The sequence below is a fragment of the Bartonella taylorii 8TBB genome (assembly GCF_902825155.1).
GTDB classification, from domain to species: domain Bacteria; phylum Pseudomonadota; class Alphaproteobacteria; order Rhizobiales; family Rhizobiaceae; genus Bartonella; species Bartonella taylorii_A.
In genome coordinates this window covers 63143-81670 of the sequence record NZ_CADEAG010000008.1, presented here as the reverse complement: position 1 = coordinate 81670, position 18528 = coordinate 63143, and the positions used below count along the sequence as shown (strand labels likewise).

Annotated in this window: 15 protein-coding genes; 1 reads left to right on the top strand and 14 read right to left on the bottom strand. The window is 38.3% G+C overall.

Annotation, left to right across the window (positions count from 1 at the left end; all coding sequences use genetic code 11):
* Positions 1-230 precede the first annotated feature (230 nt).
* The 14 genes from J7R13_RS07070 to J7R13_RS07005 form a co-directional block, all read right to left on the bottom strand.
* Positions 231-1730, bottom strand: coding sequence for a BID domain-containing T4SS effector (locus J7R13_RS07070; RefSeq protein ID WP_208438064.1), 1500 nt, complete (start codon positions 1728-1730; stop codon positions 231-233).
* A 365-nt stretch (positions 1731-2095) separates the two neighbouring features.
* On the bottom strand, positions 2096-3619 hold the full coding sequence (locus J7R13_RS07065) for a BID domain-containing T4SS effector (protein ID WP_208438065.1): 1524 nt from the start codon (positions 3617-3619) through the stop codon (positions 2096-2098).
* A 338-nt stretch (positions 3620-3957) separates the two neighbouring features.
* The gene (locus J7R13_RS07060; RefSeq protein ID WP_208438064.1) at positions 3958-5457 is read right to left on the bottom strand and encodes a BID domain-containing T4SS effector; all 1500 of its coding nucleotides are present in this window, start codon (positions 5455-5457) and stop codon (positions 3958-3960) included.
* A 374-nt stretch (positions 5458-5831) separates the two neighbouring features.
* Positions 5832-7328: a BID domain-containing T4SS effector gene (locus J7R13_RS07055; protein ID WP_208438063.1), complete on the bottom strand. Its 1497-nt coding sequence runs from the start codon at positions 7326-7328 to the stop codon at positions 5832-5834.
* Between the two features lie 239 nt (positions 7329-7567).
* Positions 7568-8638, bottom strand: coding sequence for a P-type DNA transfer ATPase VirB11 (gene virB11 / locus J7R13_RS07050; RefSeq protein ID WP_208438062.1), 1071 nt, complete (start codon positions 8636-8638; stop codon positions 7568-7570).
* Positions 8635-9792 carry a type IV secretion system protein VirB10 gene (virB10, locus tag J7R13_RS07045; protein ID WP_208438061.1) on the bottom strand — a complete coding sequence of 386 codons (1158 nt, stop codon included), beginning with the start codon at positions 9790-9792 and terminating at the stop codon, positions 8635-8637. The genes virB11 and virB10 overlap by 4 nt, the downstream gene beginning before the upstream one ends.
* A complete protein-coding gene (gene virB9, locus J7R13_RS07040) occupies positions 9785-10651 on the bottom strand; it encodes a P-type conjugative transfer protein VirB9 (protein WP_208438060.1) in 867 nt (288 codons plus the stop codon). Before virB9 ends, virB10 begins: the two co-directional genes overlap by 8 nt.
* The gene (locus J7R13_RS07035) at positions 10648-11316 is read right to left on the bottom strand and encodes a VirB8 family type IV secretion system protein (RefSeq protein WP_208438059.1); all 669 of its coding nucleotides are present in this window, start codon (positions 11314-11316) and stop codon (positions 10648-10650) included. Before J7R13_RS07035 ends, virB9 begins: the two co-directional genes overlap by 4 nt.
* The gene (locus J7R13_RS07030) at positions 11303-11620 is read right to left on the bottom strand and encodes a type IV secretion system protein VirB7 (RefSeq protein ID WP_208438058.1); all 318 of its coding nucleotides are present in this window, start codon (positions 11618-11620) and stop codon (positions 11303-11305) included. The genes J7R13_RS07035 and J7R13_RS07030 overlap by 14 nt, the downstream gene beginning before the upstream one ends.
* A gap of 207 nt (positions 11621-11827) precedes the next feature.
* Positions 11828-12826 (bottom strand): TrbL/VirB6 family protein, encoded by a 999-nt coding sequence (locus tag J7R13_RS07025; RefSeq protein ID WP_208438057.1) that lies wholly within the window; start codon positions 12824-12826, stop codon positions 11828-11830.
* A complete protein-coding gene (locus tag J7R13_RS07020) occupies positions 12813-13259 on the bottom strand; it encodes a TrbJ/VirB5 family protein (RefSeq protein ID WP_208438056.1) in 447 nt (148 codons plus the stop codon). Before J7R13_RS07020 ends, J7R13_RS07025 begins: the two co-directional genes overlap by 14 nt.
* On the bottom strand, positions 13256-15619 hold the full coding sequence (locus J7R13_RS07015) for a VirB4 family type IV secretion/conjugal transfer ATPase (protein ID WP_208438055.1): 2364 nt from the start codon (positions 15617-15619) through the stop codon (positions 13256-13258). Before J7R13_RS07015 ends, J7R13_RS07020 begins: the two co-directional genes overlap by 4 nt.
* Complete coding sequence (locus J7R13_RS07010) at positions 15616-15927, bottom strand: VirB3 family type IV secretion system protein (RefSeq protein WP_208438054.1); 312 nt, start codon at positions 15925-15927, stop codon at positions 15616-15618. Before J7R13_RS07010 ends, J7R13_RS07015 begins: the two co-directional genes overlap by 4 nt.
* The gene (locus J7R13_RS07005; protein WP_208438053.1) at positions 15928-16242 is read right to left on the bottom strand and encodes a TrbC/VirB2 family protein; all 315 of its coding nucleotides are present in this window, start codon (positions 16240-16242) and stop codon (positions 15928-15930) included. It lies immediately after the preceding gene.
* A 369-nt stretch (positions 16243-16611) separates the two neighbouring features.
* Between J7R13_RS07005 and J7R13_RS07000 the strand changes: the two genes are divergently transcribed.
* Entirely contained in the window at positions 16612-17349 is a 738-nt protein-coding gene (locus J7R13_RS07000) for a thermonuclease family protein (RefSeq protein WP_208438052.1), read from the top strand.
* The last annotated feature ends 1179 nt before the right edge of the window (positions 17350-18528 follow it).

Below are 18528 nucleotides of genomic sequence, written 5' to 3'. Positions count from 1 at the left end.
CAACTACACAAACTTCTCCATAGCATTTTTATAATTTTTCTAGCGTTATAATAACTATTTGCTGTATTTTTGCGTATTTCATTGTGCCTTACCTTTGTTTTTAGTAGGATATGGTGTAAAATGCTGTTTATTTATTGACGCTATAGTATCATCTCCTTTTTTCCTAGGGAGAGTGCTAAGGCAGAACCTACCCACGCATTTTTCAATGAAGGAGCAGAATCTCATATTTTTTAACTGGCTATGGCAAGCACTTTTGAGCGATTCATTGTATGCATTTGGGATTGCTGGTACGCTTCTTTGGCTTTCTGAACGATATTTGTAACTTGCTCTGCTTTATTTTCTGTTATATCCATAATTTTAGCGAGCATCTTATAATCACCGTTTTGGATCACTTTCTGCTCATTTGAGGAGAGACGATTGTTGGTGTTTTTTACAAAATCATAGAGTTCCTTTTGCAGTGTAGGAGAGTTTCTCAAGATTGTTTTCTGCATTTCTTTTGATGAGTTAAGGAGATTTTGCAAGTCTTCACTTGGCATTCCGACCGCTTTCTCACGACGCATTTGTTCATTTCGATAATCTTGGGTAATTTCTTCCTCAGCATTTTTTACAGCATGCGAAAAATTTACAATTGCGTGAGCGAGCATATCACTAGATTCTTCAGCCTCTTTGCGCTTCGCGTTTTTCAGTCCACAGAAATTGATACCTGCAAGCTTGGCAAAAGATTCAGGTAATAGTTTAATCTGGATGGCAGTTTCTTGAGCAGATGATGGATTTGTAATAAATTCCACCATCTTTTGGTTCAGTATTTTGGGGTTACCATAAACAAGTTTTGATAAAATCTCAATTTGTTCTCGACAGGTGTGGACACAGGCATCTTCCGCGATCATTTCAAAAAGTTTATTTTTTTCTAAAGGGACTAATTTTTTTCCTGGGATGAGAACATTTTCAAGCTCTTTGGTTGTTCTAACTGTAAAGGCCGTTTTTTCTTCGTCTTTTAAGGTTTTCGGTTGTTCAGGGCTAACATGGCCTTTTTGTTGCGTTTTTGTGGGGCTCATGCGTTTCTTTGAAACACGTTGTGGATTGGAGATAAGCTCAAACAAATTTCTCAAAGGTTCTAGATCTTCTTCTTCTTCTGCTTTAATACTGGCAAGCTTTAGAGAATCTTGTGTTACGAGCGAAAAGTCAAGCGAATGACCTGCCGCCTCGGCAAGATTTTCAAAAAAGATCTCCTGTGCATGTTCATTGCCTAGTCTGAAAGGACATGTATGGTGAAGAGAAGCAAATAATACGGATGCGTCATCGAGAAATTCTTTGCGCGATAAACCTTGCAAATTATTCTTCTCTAAGAGTATTTGATCCAGTGTTTGTAAGTCTTTGTGGATTTTATCTCCGGTTGCAAAAATACTTCCCCACTCTGAGCTTATCATTTCTGGCATGACAGCAACGGTGCCATCTTTAAATGTGAAGGGAACATGACGCAGCTGCCCAGCCCATTCAAATGTTCTAGAAAATAACCTTTTATGAATATAGCACAAATAGGAGGCATCAAAATAATCTGGGAGTTGTTCTTCACGTAGCTGAGCTCTTCCTTCTTCTACATTACGCGCATACACTTCCATCAAGACAGTGGGGTCTTTTATCCCATATTTATTTTTGAGCGTGTCCGTACCAGGATAAAAATAATGATGAGGTGAGGGAATTCCTTTTGTTTTCACTTTTGCTTTTGGCATCATTATCTCCTTATAATCTAACGTTGTCTACGAGAGTGTTAAATTTCTCTGGTCAAATATCCCCTTTCGCGTATGCTTTTAATCTTTAAGAGTTTCAGAATGAAACCTTAACTCTTCAGGTATATAGCCATTTCTGGTTATACCAACAGCTTTGCGGCGTTTTTTCCTTCATTTTTGTAATTCTTCTCGTGCTATAATAACTGTTCGCGGTATTTTTGTGTATTTCATTGTGCCTTACTTTCGTTTTTTAATAGGGTATGATGTAAAATGCCCTTTATTTACTGATGCTATCATGCATCTCCTTTTTTCCTAGGGAGAGTGCTAGTAGAGCTTGCCCACGCATATTCAAATGAATGAGCAGGGTCTCATATTTTTGAGCTGGCTATAGCAAGCCCTTTTGAGTGACTTATTGCATGCGTTTGTGTTTCGGAATTCAGATGTGCTGCTTTGGCCAACCGAGCGACATTTGCAATTTGCCTTGCTTTCTTTTCTGATAGACTCATCATTGTAGCGAGTTCCTTATAATTCTCCCTTTTGATTGCTCTTTGCTCATCTGGGGAGAGACGGTTATGGAGTGCTTTTACAAAAGTATCGAGTTCGTCGGAAAGCACAGGAGATTCTTTTAAGGCTTTTTTCTGCATTTCTTTTGGTAAGGCAAGGAGATCTTGCAAGTTTTCAGTTGGCATTCTGATCTCTATCGCGCAGCGCCTTTGTTCGTTTTGATAATCTCTAGTCATTTCTCTCTGAACATGTCTTACAGTAAGCGAGAAATTTACAATTTCATCAGCGAGTGCCTTCACATTTTTTTCGGCTGTTTTGCGCCTCGCGTTTTTCAGTCCACAGAAATTGATACCCGCAAGCTTGCCAACAGACTTAGGATCTCTTTTAATCTGATGGGAAAGTTTATAACCAGTAGATGATGGGTTTTTAACGTTTGTAGCAATCTGCATCATCTGTTTGTCCAGTATTTTTGACTTGCCATAAACAAGTTTTGATAAACTTTGAATTTTTTCTCGACTTTCGCGTATATTGGGATCTTCTCTTACAATTACATTAACTTCAGTTTTCGCTAATGGGGGTAAGTTTTTTTTGGGGATGAGAACGCCGCTAAAATTTCCAGTTTTTGAGGTTGTAAAGCTAGCTTCATCCTCATTTTTTAAGGTTTTCCATTGTTCAGGGCTAACATGGCCTTTTTGTTGCGTTTCCGTACGGCTTTGTTTTTTTGAAATATGTTCTGGATTAGAGATATGCTCAAACAAACTTTTCAAGGGTTTTAGATCGCCTTCTTCCCCTGCTTTAATACAGGCAATATTTATCTCCTCTTGTTTTGCAAGCGAAAAGTCAAGCGAATGGCCTGCTGCTCTGGCAAGATTTTCAAAAAAGAGCTCCTGTGTATATCCATTACCTACTCTGAAAGGACGTGTAACGTGAAGCAAAGCAAATAATGGTGCTGCTTGCTTGACAAATTCTTCGCGCGATAAACCTTGTAAATTATTCTTCTCTAAGAGTGTTTGATCAAATCTTTGTAAGTTTTTGTGGATTGCATCATTGGGTGCAAAAGTAGTTCCCCACTCTGGGTCCATCATTTCTGGCATGGCAGCAATGGTGCCATCTTTAAATGTGAAGGGAACATTACGTAACTGCCCAGCCCACTCAAATGTGCTAAAAAATAACCTTTTATGAATATAGCATAAATAGGAGGCATCAAAACGATATGGTAGTTGTTCTTCACGTAGCTGAGCTCTTCCTTCTTTTACATTACGCGCATACACATCCATCAAGACAGTGGAGTCTTTTATCCCATATTTATTTTTGAGCGTGTTCGTACCAGGATAAACATAATGATGAGGTGAGGGAATTCCTTTTGTTTTCACTTTTACTTTTGGCACGGTTACCTCCTTATAATATAATCGAGGAGCATTAAAATTTTTGCGTATTATCTTAAAATGTAAAGCGTTTTAGATAAAATGCGTTTCCTTCAAGTATCTAGGCATTGACAACTACACAAACTTCTCCATAGCATTTTTATAATTTTTCTAGCGTTATAATAACTATTTGCTGTATTTTTGCGTATTTCATTGTGCCTTACCTTTGTTTTTAGTAGGATATGGTGTAAAATGCTGTTTATTTATTGACGCTATAGTATCATCTCCTTTTTTCCTAGGGAGAGTGCTAAGGCAGAACCTACCCACGCATTTTTCAATGAAGGAGCAGAATCTCATATTTTTTAACTGGCTATGGCAAGCACTTTTGAGCGATTCATTGTATGCATTTGGGATTGCTGGTACGCTTCTTTGGCTTTCTGAACGATATTTGTAACTTGCTCTGCTTTATTTTCTGTTATATCCATAATTTTAGCGAGCATCTTATAATCACCGTTTTGGATCACTTTCTGCTCATTTGAGGAGAGACGATTGTTGGTGTTTTTTACAAAATCATAGAGTTCCTTTTGCAGTGTAGGAGAGTTTCTCAAGATTGTTTTCTGCATTTCTTTTGATGAGTTAAGGAGATTTTGCAAGTCTTCACTTGGCATTCCGACCGCTTTCTCACGACGCATTTGTTCATTTCGATAATCTTGGGTAATTTCTTCCTCAGCATTTTTTACAGCATGCGAAAAATTTACAATTGCGTGAGCGAGCATATCACTAGATTCTTCAGCCTCTTTGCGCTTCGCGTTTTTCAGTCCACAGAAATTGATACCTGCAAGCTTGGCAAAAGATTCAGGTAATAGTTTAATCTGGATGGCAGTTTCTTGAGCAGATGATGGATTTGTAATAAATTCCACCATCTTTTGGTTCAGTATTTTGGGGTTACCATAAACAAGTTTTGATAAAATCTCAATTTGTTCTCGACAGGTGTGGACACAGGCATCTTCCGCGATCATTTCAAAAAGTTTATTTTTTTCTAAAGGGACTAATTTTTTTCCTGGGATGAGAACATTTTCAAGCTCTTTGGTTGTTCTAACTGTAAAGGCCGTTTTTTCTTCGTCTTTTAAGGTTTTCGGTTGTTCAGGGCTAACATGGCCTTTTTGTTGCGTTTTTGTGGGGCTCATGCGTTTCTTTGAAACACGTTGTGGATTGGAGATAAGCTCAAACAAATTTCTCAAAGGTTCTAGATCTTCTTCTTCTTCTGCTTTAATACTGGCAAGCTTTAGAGAATCTTGTGTTACGAGCGAAAAGTCAAGCGAATGACCTGCCGCCTCGGCAAGATTTTCAAAAAAGATCTCCTGTGCATGTTCATTGCCTAGTCTGAAAGGACATGTATGGTGAAGAGAAGCAAATAATACGGATGCGTCATCGAGAAATTCTTTGCGCGATAAACCTTGCAAATTATTCTTCTCTAAGAGTATTTGATCCAGTGTTTGTAAGTCTTTGTGGATTTTATCTCCGGTTGCAAAAATACTTCCCCACTCTGAGCTTATCATTTCTGGCATGACAGCAACGGTGCCATCTTTAAATGTGAAGGGAACATGACGCAGCTGCCCAGCCCATTCAAATGTTCTAGAAAATAACCTTTTATGAATATAGCACAAATAGGAGGCATCAAAATAATCTGGGAGTTGTTCTTCACGTAGCTGAGCTCTTCCTTCTTCTACATTACGCGCATACACTTCCATCAAGACAGTGGGGTCTTTTATCCCATATTTATTTTTGAGCGTGTCCGTACCAGGATAAAAATAATGATGAGGTGAGGGAATTCCTTTTGTTTTCACTTTTGCTTTTGGCATCATTATCTCCTTATAATCTAACGTTGTCTACGAGAGTGTTAAATTTCTCTGGTCAAATATCCCCTTTCGCGTATGCTTTTAATCTTTAAGAGTTTCAGAATGAAACCTTAACTCTTCAGGTATATAGCCATTTCTGGTTATACCAACAGCTTTGCGGCGTTTTTTCCTTCATTTTTGTAATTCTTCTCGTGCTATAATAACTGTTCGCGGTATTTTTGTGTATTTCATTGTGCCTTACTTTCGTTTTTTAATAGGGTATGATGTAAAATGCCCTTTATTTACTGATGCTATCATGCATCTCCTTTTTTCCTAGGGAGAGTGCTAGTAGAGCCTGCCCACGCATATTCAAATGAATGAGCAGGGTCTCATATCTTTTAGCTGGCTATGGCAAGCCCTTTTGAGTGTTTTATTGCACGCGTTTGTGTTTCAGAATTCAGATGTGCTACTTTGGCTTTCCGAGCGACACTTGTAATTTGCTGTGCTTTCTCTTCTGATAGACCCATTATTTTAGCGAGCTCCTTATAATCCTCGCTTTTGATTGCTTTTTGCTCATCTGGGGAGAGACGTTTATGGAGTACTTTTACAAAAGTATCGAGTTCTTTGGCAAGCGCAGGAGATTCTTTGAAGGCTTGTCTCTGTAATTCTTTTGGTGCGGCAAGGATAGCTTGCAAGCTTTCACTTGGCATTCTGACCTCTGTCGCACAGCGCTCTTGTTCGTTTTGATAATCTCTGGTAATTTCTTTCTGAACATGTCTTACAGTAAGCGAGAAATTTACAATTTCGTTAGTGAGTTCCGTCACATTTTTTTCGGCTGTTCTGCGCCTCGCGTTTTTCAGTCCACAGAAACTGATACCCGCAAGTTTGCCAACAGACTTAGGATTTATTTTCATCTGATGGGAAAGTTTATAAGCAGCAGATGATGGGTTTGTAAAGTTTGTAGAAATCTGCATCATCTGTTTGTCTAGTATTTTTGACTTGCCATAAACAAGTTTTGATAAACTTTGAATTCTTTCTCGACTTTCGCGTATATTGGGATCTTCTCCTACCATTGTATTAATTTCAGTTTTTGCTAATGGGGGTAAGTTTTTTTTGGGGATGAGAACGTTGCCAAAATTTCCAGTTTTTGAGGTTGTAAAGATAGCTTCACCCTCACTTTTTAAGGTTTTCCATTGTTCAGGGCTAACATGGTCTTTTTGTTGCGTTTTCGTATGGCTCAGGAGTTCCTTTGAAACATGTTGTGGATTAGAGATATGCTCAAACAAACTTTTCAAAGGTTCTAGATCGCCTTCTTCCGCTGCTTTAATACAGGCAAAACTTATATCCTCTTGTTTTGCAAGCGAAAAGTCAAGCGAATGGCCTGCTGCTCTGGCAATACTTTCAAAAAAGAGCTCCTGTGTACAGCTATTGCCTACTCTGAAAGGATGTGTAGCGTGAAGAAACGCAAATAATGGTGTTGCTTGCTCGACGAATTCTTCGCGCGATAAACCTTGTAAATTATTCTCTTTGAAGAGTTCTCCACTCAGCTTTGTTAAGTTTTTGCTTATTTGATCACCGGTTGCAAAAACAGTTCCCCACTCTGGGTCCACCATTTCTGGCATGACAGCAGTGGTACCATCTTCAAATGTGAAGGGAATATTACGTGGATGCCCAGCCCACTCAAATGTGTTAAAAAATAACTTTTTATGAATATAGGACAAATAGGAGGCATCAAGATTATCTGGTAGTGGTTCTGTACGTAGCTGAGCTATTCCTTCTGCTACATCACGCGCATACACCTCCATAAAGAAAACGGTGTCTTTTATCCCATATTTATTTTTGAGCGTGCTCGTACCAGGATAAAAATAATTGTTAGGTGAGGGTGTTTTTGGCATAATTATCTCCTTACAATCTAACGTTGTCTACAAGAATGTTAAATTTCTCTAGTCAAATATTCCCTTTCGCGTATGTTTCTAAACTTTAAGAATTTCAGAATGAATCCTGAACTCTTCAGAGATACAGCCATTGCTGGTTATACCAACCGCTTTGCAGCGTTTTTTTTCTTTCATTTTCCCTTTATTGTTTTTGAATAGTTGTTTTTCTATAAAAGTCTTTTTTGTAGGTGTGGTTCTTCTTAATTTCCTCCAAAGATGTTTCGTTGTTTGAATGGATCATAATAGATTTCTGTGACTTTAAATTTTCCTTCAATCCGTTTACATTGAATGATGATATCAATCATTGAAATCAGCAGACCCCGAATATCATCACGCTCTAAATCGCCTCCGCCTTCACTTTCTTTGACCAAAAGGGTCATTTGCTCAAAGGCAGAAAGTGCTGTTGAGGCATGAACTGTGGTAATCGAACCTGGATGACCTGAATTGACATTACGGATATAATAGAAAGCTGTACCATCTCGAAGCTCTTGTAAAAGAATGCGGTCAGGACGCATGCGTAAAGCAGATTCAAGCAATTCTTTGGGACCAACAGAGGCTAAACCTTGTCCATCTTTTGAATAAATCATAGAAACATGGTTGGGCTGTGATACAACCAATTCTTGTGTATCTTCAATGGTTATAATACGCTCATCCTTGGGAATTTTAGCAATTAATGCTTTCGACAACGTTGTCTTCCCCGAACCAGTTTTGCCGGCAATCAAAATGTTTTTTTGATATCTTACAGCTTGATTTAAAAAAGAAACAAAGTCTTTATTGTAATAGGTGGTTATCAAATCCTGCTCTACACTTTTGAGTTCGTTAAAACGCGATTGATAATCATTTAGAGACGTGAATGATACCTGTTCACACACCGAAAAAAGCCCTTTATTGGCAAGATCTTCGAGGGAAAAATTCTGCGATGATGGTTTGCGAATTGTCATACTGATCGTGTCTTTTTCTACTGCCGGAGGAATGACAATCTGAATACGTTCATTATCCGGTAAAGTAGCTGATAATATTGGATTTTTATCCGATATATTTTGCTTAGAATAGGAAGCGACAACTTTAGCAATTCCCATAAGCTCATTAAATGAGAGGGCTGGTGCTTCTATTGTTTTCCATCCTTCAATTCCTTCAACCATCACTTGATAGGGACGATTAATAACAATCTCAAAAAGACTTTCGTCTTTTAGAAAAGTACTGATGGGTTCAAGTTTTGTTAAAACAATTGCAACGGTTTCATCGTGCAAATTTTGCAGGTTTTGGTTCATTTCAGAGTCGCCGCAGGATTTTTATAAAAGTTTCTTGAAAGAGCTCGATCGGTAATTTGCTTTTTGTTTTCTATGACTTTCAATTTATAAACATTCGAGAAATCTAAATCACGGGCAACAAAAACATTCACCATTTCCCCTTGGTTTTTGCTCAGTGTTGGAGGAATATTGGCATAATTTTCTGTGAGAATATTTGCAATACTTTGTCCCGCAGAGAACGTTTCAGCATCGCTCTTATTTGGTTCTCTTGATGCACGACTTTTTGCATAGTTTGTTGCATCTCTGACAATCGATACAAGAAGCGCAGATCCAATCCGTTCTAACCAATGATTATCAATATCTCCATCCATACCAGAACGTCCTAGAGAATCTGTAGCCGGTGAAGCTAATGTTATAACGATACCCTTTGGTGTTTTTGCTCTAGTCCAGAGCACAAAGAGGCGATTTTGCCCTTTTTTTAACCCAGCACGATATTCGCCAACAATTTGTGTGCCTTTCTCAAGGAGAACAACACGACCATTATCTGACAAGATGTCTCTGGAGATGATACAACTGGTAAATCCTTGTTGGTCACTGCTGATCGCTGTTTCTAAGATACAAGGGATAGAAGCTCCCATTGCGATGATGTAGTTGCGATTGCCAAGGGTTGAGGCGCGAATACCTTCAAGAATTGTTGGCTTGAGAAGATGATTAAAGTGTTGTGCTGTTTCATCAGATTTGCTTTCGTGTTGGTTAAGCAAAACACTATTATTTACGGCTGTATTTGTCTTGTTTTGCTGTGTGCTTGCATAAGCTAATACAGGAGCACGTTGTGCTGCTTCCATGAGTGCTTCATCAGGTTTTGGTTGACCTATTTTGGGCGTTGGGAGTTCAACCTTAGGCAAAAAAGTGTTGCTTTGTTCGGTTGTCTCAAGGGGTATAGGTTTGGGCTGTGCAGGGCGGAAAATCTCTGTTTGCTTAATAATTCCTTCCTTTGGAAGTTCAATGGGTTGCTTTTTTTCTGTAACAAGTGTGGAATATGCTAAATAAGCACAGACACCAAAAAGAACGAAAAGAGCAGCTGCTTTACCTACATTGCTATGTTGTTTTTTCCCGTGAGCGTCCTTTATCATATCACGATCATTGATGTTTATTTCATCCATTTCATCATTCATGGTATTTTCCTATGTTCACTTCACGTTGTACAGATGGTGATGTTGTACCGGTTTCAGGATTAATTCCTTCAGGCAAAAACCTTCTATTAAAGATACACAGCACGTCATTTCCACGGCGCAAAGTAAACTGCGCAGCTGTGGCATGAACAATAACTTTGTTGCCTTTAATCGATTTTGGAACGAGAGATTCTTGTCCATCAAGTGAGACAAGATAAATGGCTGGAATTTCGGTATTACCCAAAAATGTGAAGGTTGTTGTTTTACCGTTATCATAGACAGCAGCAGGCTCAATTAAAGTTGAGCCTTGGGCTTCATAAGCCCAATTACGTGGTCCAAAATCTTCATGGATATCTAAAACATCATTGACAAATTCTTCTTCACGTTGTGCGGCTTTTGCTGCTTCGGCTAATTTCTTACGCAAGGCTTCATCTTCTGGATAACGAAATTTTACCAAGAAATATGTCTCATTGCCTGCCGAAACATCGCCTTCACGCACTTTGAGTTCAAACTGATAAGACCGCTTTGTTCCATCTTGGCGGCTTGTGACAATTTGTAAATTCGTAACGGGTTGAACTTCACGTGGCTTTAGAAAAACATAATTGTTGGCTGGGGCAACTTGCCAAGCAACGGAATTGCCAATTCCTACATAGGTTACTTCTTCATCATCAGCAAATTCAAGCTGGACCGAAGAACGAATAGAGCCAATGATTTGTGTGACATTATAGGGGTCATAATTGACAAATCTGATGCGATTGTCTTTGCGTGCACTCACAGGTGCTGTTTCCGCAAATGAAGGGGCTATATAGCAACTTATCGCGATAACGAAAGTTAAAAAAACTGTTAGGGAGAGTCTGATCATTTTATCACCTCTGGATCGGATCTATATTCCGACACTTGGAAGCCAAGGGGATTGATTAAGCGATCCGCTATTGAAATGCGTGCATTAACATAGGAAAAATTTAAAATTGAAACCCAATGGGAAATGTTTTCTTGTCCATTTTGTTCTCTAACCGTTTTATAGTAACGCACTTGAATAAGATCTTTGCTTAAAAAGGAGATTGATTTGATCGTGACCGTAGCAACCATGTTTTGATAGACATTTTGCGGACTTTCTGGATTGTTGCCCGCATACCATGCGGCAAAGCGGCTTTGTTCTTCTGGTGAAGACAAAAGAGAGACCAAGCGAAAATTATTTTGTGCTTCTGAGGTTTGAAAGCCTTCGCGTGCACGAACATATTTGCTGGCAAAATAGCGTGTTATTGCTTCATCATAGTCGTTGGGAGATTCTTTTAATGCACTAACCGTATCAACAATACCTGTTGAATTATCAACACGGATAACAAAGGGCTCTACGGTTTTTAAGGGTGTTAATGCTGCCACAGCCAAAGCTAAGGCGATCGTCATTAATCCAAAAAATACCGTCAAGGCCATAGCAACTTTCATCCGCACGCGCATACCGTGCATACGATCAATATCGAAAGAACGTGCTTCTTTTATATATTCATCAAATTCATTGCTTTTCACGTGCGATCTCCACAGTTTTATCAGAGAGTTTTTTCTGATTTACGGGATTCAATGAGTCTGCATTAAGTGAGGTATTTGCTGTTACTTTTTCACTTTCCAGCGTGTTGAGGATGATGGGTGTTGTAACAGGCTTTGCAATTTTTTCCCGTAAGATGATACCTTTATTCTGCCAGTCCCATTTATCTCTATTTAAAACGCGGATCTGTTTGCCTTTACATCGCGGTGCTTTTTTAGGGCCACTCAGAGAGGCACAACCGCTAAGAACAATCGTCAAGATTACAAAAAAAGCTATTTTTCGTTTCATTTTTCGAACTCATAAATACTTTGGAATACAACGCATGAAAGCTTTTGCTTTGAACAATTTTACAAAAGCACGCGATGAAAGAGTTTGATTGGTTTTGTAAAACCGAAAATATCAAGTGTTTCACGCAACAAACACGTGGAGCGTGCGCTTCTTAGCGCACGCCATACAAAAACAAGCTTTCTTGTTCTTTCTAAAAAACATTTTGCATTAAAATCGACCACGACCTCGACCTCCTGCATTTACAGCTTTTGCTGCGGTGCTTGCCACACCACCTGCAGCTCTTGCCGCACCACCTGCAGCACCAGAGATTTTTGAAACTGCATTTTTGGCTGCATTACTACCAGTTCTAGCACCCATGGACAGCATGTTGAAAACCTGTCCTCCTGAAGCTATACCAGTGTTAAAGTATGGTCCACCAGAAGCAAGAGCAGTAGCAATACCAGGAAGCGCACGGAAGAGAATGGCTCCTACTACCGAGATCACAACGACAGGAGGGAGAAGAATATAGATTGAACTATAGCTACCATTGAGAACGTGCAGGATAATTTTGCACATAATCGTACCAAGCATGATCACGAGAACTTGCAAAATGGTAAAGTTGACTAATGTTGTAATCCATGCATCTGTGAATTTCCTTGTTGCATTGAACAAATATAAACTAATAAAGAGCGGTCCAAGACCTATAATCATTACAAGTGCGACCTGTGTAAACATTTGCACAATAAAACCGCCTATACAAAAGACAATAACAGCCGCAAGCATTATAAGGCCAAGAATAGCAACCGTGATCTTTTCAAGAAACCAAGCTTTCGCTAAGACTTCTTGATAACGAGAATTTGTCTTTAACAAAATATGATCAAAGACATTAGAGCCCGTAGGATTATTATTGAGGGCATTCCCAATAGCGTTTACTAAATCATTAAAGAAAATGTCTTTAACATATATATTAAATGTATCCGCATTCGTTGCCATTGTTGTTACAACAAAGATCTTAACCACATTATTGAGGAGGTTATGCATAGAAAGAGTAGTGCGACCTGTCATAACATTATAACCATACAAAAAGATAAAAATGATCGAGGCAAGATTGAGTGGTGCTGAAATAGCAGAAGATAAACCACTCACGGTTGTATTCATTACGACATCAAGCGGAGCTACAATATAATCAGAAATGCTCTGAAAAGGGGCGTAACTAAAGTCGGACATTACTTTTCCCAAGTTTCTTTTTTATTTCTTCTGCAAGTTCTTGATGCTTCTTTTGTGCTTCTTCTTCACGAATTTCTTCCTTTGTTGATGTATCGTTTGCTTGAATCATAGATAAAGACTGCAGTTTTAAAGAACTCACTTGAAGATTTGCTTGAAGAAGAGACAGTTGCGCTCGAAGATCTTGAAATTCTTCAACTTTATCTTCTTTTTTTAATTTAGCATCTTCAAGTTTTTGTCGTATTTCCTCAATTTTTTTTGCAGTTTCTACTGCAGTCTCATAAACACTTTCAGCTGTTTCTGATTTTGCAGTGTTTAATTTTTGTGTGTTTTCTAATGCATTTTTATAATACTCATCTACATTAAGAGCGGTTTGTGACATTGCATGGGAGATGAAAGATAAAGATAACAGTGTCGCTAAGCCATATTTTTTCATTGATTTTCTCTCCTTTGATGAAATATGGGCAGCCATTTTTCGGGGTCTGTTCCATATTCGTTAATAATTTCATTCATAAGTTCAATATTCTTGGTTGTGCCGCTTAAAACGGCGATTTCATCATTCATTCCGCGTAAGTTAAGTTCTGCAACGACGGAACTTTGACCTTGTTTAACGAGAAAACGACGAGATTCTCGGCTCAATTCTGATTGTATGAGTTCAAATTCGCGCTCAGTCAGTTTAAAATCTTCAACATAATCGTGGTAATTTGCTTTTTGATTTGGAAAAAATATTTGGGTAGGGCATTGCTCAATAATCGTATGTGCAATTGTTGAGTTCAAAGCATCTTTGGGACTTTGTGTGGCAAACAGCATCATACCATTTTGTTTGCGGATTGTTTTAAGACGATCCTGTGCAAAGGCTTTGAATGAATTGTCTTCAAGTGCTTTCCAAAACTCATCAATGACAATAATAATGCGTCGCCCATCAATAAGATCAAGGATGCGGTGAAACAGATACATCATCAAAGGACGCCGAATTTCTTCATTGTCTAAGAAATCGGTCATATCATAACCAATGAACTGTGCATTTAAATTGAGATCATCTTCATCATTATCAAAAACCCAGCCTAAGGCATTGCCTCTAATCCAAGGCTGTAACCTTATGGCAATCCCTTCTTTTGACGTATTATCAAAAAACAGTTGAAGAGCACTAAGAGAACGTTGTGCACGGGGTAAACTTCCCAAGGAATCGATAGCTTTAGCAATATCTTGCCGCTCTTCTTCTGTTACTGTTTGCCCTTCAGCTGTAACAAGCTTCAAAACCCAATTACGAAGAAAGATTTTGTTCTTTTCGGTGTATTCCATGCCTTTTAAGGGAGCAACGCCTGTGGACTCCCCATTTTTCAAAGGTTTATATTTTCCACCTCCAGCGCGTACAAAAATTTCTGCACCCTGGTCTTTGTCAAAAAAAACCATTGTCGGATTATGTTTTTGTAATTGGGCGAGAAGAAAATTAACAATCACCGTTTTACCAGATCCCGATGGGCCACAAACAAAAGTGTTGCCAAGGTCACCATAATGGAAATTAAAATAATAAGGTGAACCCGCCTGTGTTTTTAACAACGCTACAGCAGCTCCCCAAACGTTGTCTTTCAATTTACCAACAGGGAAAGAATGAAAAGGTGATAACGCTGCAAAATTTCTGCTGGTAATTGCTCCAGAGCGCGCACGGTAGCTAAAGTTTCCAGGTAATTGTGCCCACCACGCGGCTTCTAATCCTAAATCCTCTCTGGCGATAACTGCTCCACCATTGGTCAAAAGCGAACGCGCTTTCGAGAGATTTTCAGCTAATGTTTTAGGATGGTCGGCAAAAACAGCTAAAGAAAGATGATGCTCTCCCAAAACAAAACGATTTGACTCCAAGTCATCAAGAGCCTCATCCAGGGCATCAATTTGTGAGCTAGCACGATCTGCCGCATTAATCATTTGATTTTGTTTACGGCCCATAATGGCACTAGCAGCTGCCTTACTTTTAAAGACAAAAGATTGTGTTAAAATGAATTCAAACGGTGCCGTAAGCAATTCATCGGTCATACCAGGGCGGGTTCTCGAAGGATATTCTTTCCACCCAAACATACCAACAAAGCGTTCATTGCTTTCATGGCGAATTTCGATAATCTCTTTACCAAAAATAACACGATCTGAGTAAATCGTTGATGCAATAGTGCCAAATGTAAGGGGAATACGCTCACGCCTTCCTCCTACCAACTGGTGTAGAAATTCTCCTTGCTCAGAGAATAAAATACCTTCATGTTCATAAACTGACAAGAGACGTGGATTATAAGCTTCCAAACCGTGTATAAAATCCTGGCTTAATTCTTCAAGCTTTCGAATAGCTTCACTATCTGGTTCAGATTGTGTGTTCTTCGCTTTTGCTAAGCGCTGAAAAAATGTGGCAAGCTGTTCTGTTTTATCGGATGCTGGATTCCACAGCAGCGAAACAAACAGATCATTTCTGTAAAGCTCTTGCGAAACCATTTTCTTTTTGTATTTTTCATCTAATGTTGTTGCGAAAGATGAAAGAAAACAACCCTCTGGATAGAGCATTTCGCGTCGCCGGATGATGTGAGAATATAAAGCAACACGTTCATCGGCGATATTTTTTAAAAGTGTGTTTAATTGGTTGTGTAAAGAATTTAATTGGTCAATATCTACAGTGTCAAAATTTACACCCTCAACGGCAATAACAGTCATTAAGCAGCGTGAATTTAACGCAATGACATGCTTGTTGACGTAGCGTACATAAGGAATGTATTCTTCAGGCAAAAGTTCCTTTTGCATGATTGACGCCTGTTTCATCTGCTTAATTCCTTATAAGTACGGATAAGACGCAAGGGGGATGTAGATCCTCCCCCCCACCTTTTGAGATTTCTTTGTTTTCCTCGAGTATTGAGCCAAGCAAATAATACACGAAACTGGTTGTGATCATGTTTTGTGACTTCACGTAAAATAAAATGTACTCCAACGCCAAGACCAATCATGCTAAAACCACTTGTGAGAATAAAGAGAACAGACGTCGCCATAACATTAAGGGCCATCGCTTCCATCGTAACACCGGCAAACATGGTCGGCCTTGTACAAGCAAGAAAAAGAGTGTCTTCGTTCATTTATGTTGTACCTGCTAATTTACTAACAAGAGTAGACGCTCCAAAGACAATACCAATACCAATAATACAGTAAGCTGCTTTACGTAAATCGATAAAGCCGTACATCCAGCCAATACCTACAGCAGCAACACATATAATCGCAATGAGCCTTGCTGTTGGCCCTGTCATCATCGTAACAATATTCTCTAAAACAAAGTCAATTTTTCCTAGCCCACTGGTAGCAGAAGAGGCATAAGAAGGATTTGATATAACGAAGGCAGCTAAAAGTAGCATGATAGTAATAAATATGATGTTCTTGGATATATTATTTGTCATTTTACCTCTCTCAAAAATAATCACTTACCCCTTGACATCCTCTTGTCTCTCATAGTTGAAGGATTCTGCTTTTTTACGATTTACAATCTAAACTACCCTTTAAACTGTTATTTACACGAAGCTTTGATCGTAGTTCTTGCTCACTTTCAGAATCCTCTTCTCAAGAGACGGAAGACTTCCAATTTAAGATTCTGTTACATGAAAATGGCAATTTTAAGTTATATATTTCTTTCAAAAAGGCAATATAAAATCCTAAAAGGATAATACAATTATTTACAAAATGTAGTCAATATTCAATATATCCTGCAGGGAGTTTTTTCTTCAAAAGTAGGTAAATTGTTGATAAAAATGTAAAAGGGTAGAGAAACAATGAATTTTTTGATAAAATGCATGAGGCGAGTACGCTTTAAATTGATTGTTATTGTTTACATTGTAGGTTCTGTTTTGTGGGGGATAAGTCAACATAAAGATACAATTGATTTGAGCACTCTCATACCGTTTACGATGCAAGATGTCCAAGATATTGCTGATTTTGAAGAGAAAAAGCGAACAAAACCCATCATCGAACAGGGGTTAGAAAAAAATGAACCAGCTCTTGGGTTGCAGAGCAGTGTTTCATTTAACAGTGCGGATGTTTTTCATGGTATAGCATCTGTTACGAGTGGTGTTACATTTAAATTGCTTACATCTGTTGCGCAATCTTGGCGTACCCATATTACGCGTGATATTCATCTCTATGGTGTGGATACTTGTGCACCTCATCAAAAAGCAAAATTAAATGGTCAAGAATGGCCCTGTGGTGCGGTTACAACCGCTTGGCTTGTCACCAAAACACTTGGTCAGCATTTATCCTGTAAGCATGCTCTTACGCACAATGGTATTTCTTATGCGCAATGTTTTGTTAATGGGGTTGATCTCGCTGAAACAGGTCTTGCAGCGGGTATGTTGGTACTTTCAAAAGAGAACAAAAATCCTATTCCAATACAATATCGTCATGCAGAAGAAGCAGCGCGCAAAAATAAAGTTGGTCTTTGGTCAAGTCATTTCACTGAACCTTTCCAGTGGCGGCGGGATAATGGATCTTACAATCCCTTTGTTGGTTTTTGATTGTTTGTAACGGACATATTTACTTAAACCTTTATAGAGAAAACTTTACCAATAAAATTGCAACAGACCATAGGACAAATTGGAGTAAACTGTGAGTATATTTACATCTCTTTCATTGAGGTAAACTGATGACACATGCATTTTTAAGACAGATTTTCTCTCAACAGAGCCTCTCTATTTTTACTTGTGAGCTTTCCAAAAGAAGGGGGATATCATTGTGGGGGACAAAAGGTTTTTCAGTATTTTTTCTTGAAGGAGAAAGTGAGAAGATGAAAAACGCTTAAGAAATAGGTTTGTAAAGTGAAATTGATAAAAGAAAAAAATGAACGGCCCCCCCAAATGATGTAAAGCTTTATATAACTGATAAAATATTTCACAATGACTTAAAAGAATTCGTCGCAAAGTTTTTGGAAACCAGAATTGTGTCTTCAGTATTGAGACGATGCTGTTTACTTTTTTAAAGGAGATCGATCTGTAGTATATGCTACGAAGCCCTCATATAAAATTATCTGCATTTAAAGCTAGTTTTCCAAATGTTGGATCTCAGGTGAATCCTGAAGATTTTACGAAAAAATCTTCGTAAAAATGATTTGTATCATTAATTGTCTTTCTATACACTTCCAAATATTTTCATTCAAGCGTTAGGGGGGGACCGTGACCAAGATACAAATAGGAAAAAAGGGATTAGTGTTTTTTCCTTTTATGGCTTCGTATTCCATTAATAGTGATACTAGTCATTATAACGGTTATGGGTTTTATAGGATTGATTACAGTTCCCATTATGATTTTATCAATGGGTTGGTCAAAAGCACTAATAAACATTGTAATTTCGTCATTTGTAGTTAGTTTTGGCTCTTTCCTTCTTATTGTATTTTATGACAAACTTATACGATGGCTGTCATAAGCCTTTTTTATATTATTTTACTCATAGTGTTCACTGTGAAAGCAAGAAAGTGATGATAAAATCTATTCTTCATGCAGTATGAAGAATCCAAGACGCTTCTTGAGAGATGATGTTAACAGATGAGATATTTATAGAGGGGTAAAATGAAAAAAATTCTTTTAATATGCATGGCTCTATTGACTATAGGATTGAGTGTTACAGGTTGTGGTAAAAGTGAAGAGGAAAAACGTAAAGCCCAATAAGAAGAACAAGCTAAAAAGTTTTTTGATGAAGAA

What these genes read in the sequence shown, in the direction of transcription:
- J7R13_RS07020 (WP_208438056.1), bottom strand. Translation starts at nt 13,259, where the DNA reads ATGAAAAAATATGGCTTAGCGACACTGTTATCTTTATCTTTCATCTCC.
- J7R13_RS07015 (WP_208438055.1), bottom strand. Translation starts at nt 15,619, where the DNA reads ATGAAACAGGCGTCAATCATGCAAAAGGAACTTTTGCCTGAAGAATAC.
- J7R13_RS07030 (WP_208438058.1), bottom strand. Translation starts at nt 11,620, where the DNA reads ATGAAACGAAAAATAGCTTTTTTTGTAATCTTGACGATTGTTCTTAGC.
- J7R13_RS07010 (WP_208438054.1), bottom strand. Translation starts at nt 15,927, where the DNA reads ATGAACGAAGACACTCTTTTTCTTGCTTGTACAAGGCCGACCATGTTT.
- J7R13_RS07025 (WP_208438057.1), bottom strand. Translation starts at nt 12,826, where the DNA reads ATGTCCGACTTTAGTTACGCCCCTTTTCAGAGCATTTCTGATTATATT.
- J7R13_RS07070 (WP_208438064.1), bottom strand. Translation starts at nt 1,730, where the DNA reads ATGCCAAAAGCAAAAGTGAAAACAAAAGGAATTCCCTCACCTCATCAT.
- J7R13_RS07005 (WP_208438053.1), bottom strand. Translation starts at nt 16,242, where the DNA reads ATGACAAATAATATATCCAAGAACATCATATTTATTACTATCATGCTA.
- J7R13_RS07055 (WP_208438063.1), bottom strand. Translation starts at nt 7,328, where the DNA reads ATGCCAAAAACACCCTCACCTAACAATTATTTTTATCCTGGTACGAGC.
- J7R13_RS07000 (WP_208438052.1), top strand. Translation starts at nt 16,612, where the DNA reads ATGAATTTTTTGATAAAATGCATGAGGCGAGTACGCTTTAAATTGATT.
- J7R13_RS07060 (WP_208438064.1), bottom strand. Translation starts at nt 5,457, where the DNA reads ATGCCAAAAGCAAAAGTGAAAACAAAAGGAATTCCCTCACCTCATCAT.
- virB9 (WP_208438060.1), bottom strand. Translation starts at nt 10,651, where the DNA reads ATGATCAGACTCTCCCTAACAGTTTTTTTAACTTTCGTTATCGCGATA.
- virB11 (WP_208438062.1), bottom strand. Translation starts at nt 8,638, where the DNA reads ATGAACCAAAACCTGCAAAATTTGCACGATGAAACCGTTGCAATTGTT.
- virB10 (WP_208438061.1), bottom strand. Translation starts at nt 9,792, where the DNA reads ATGAATGATGAAATGGATGAAATAAACATCAATGATCGTGATATGATA.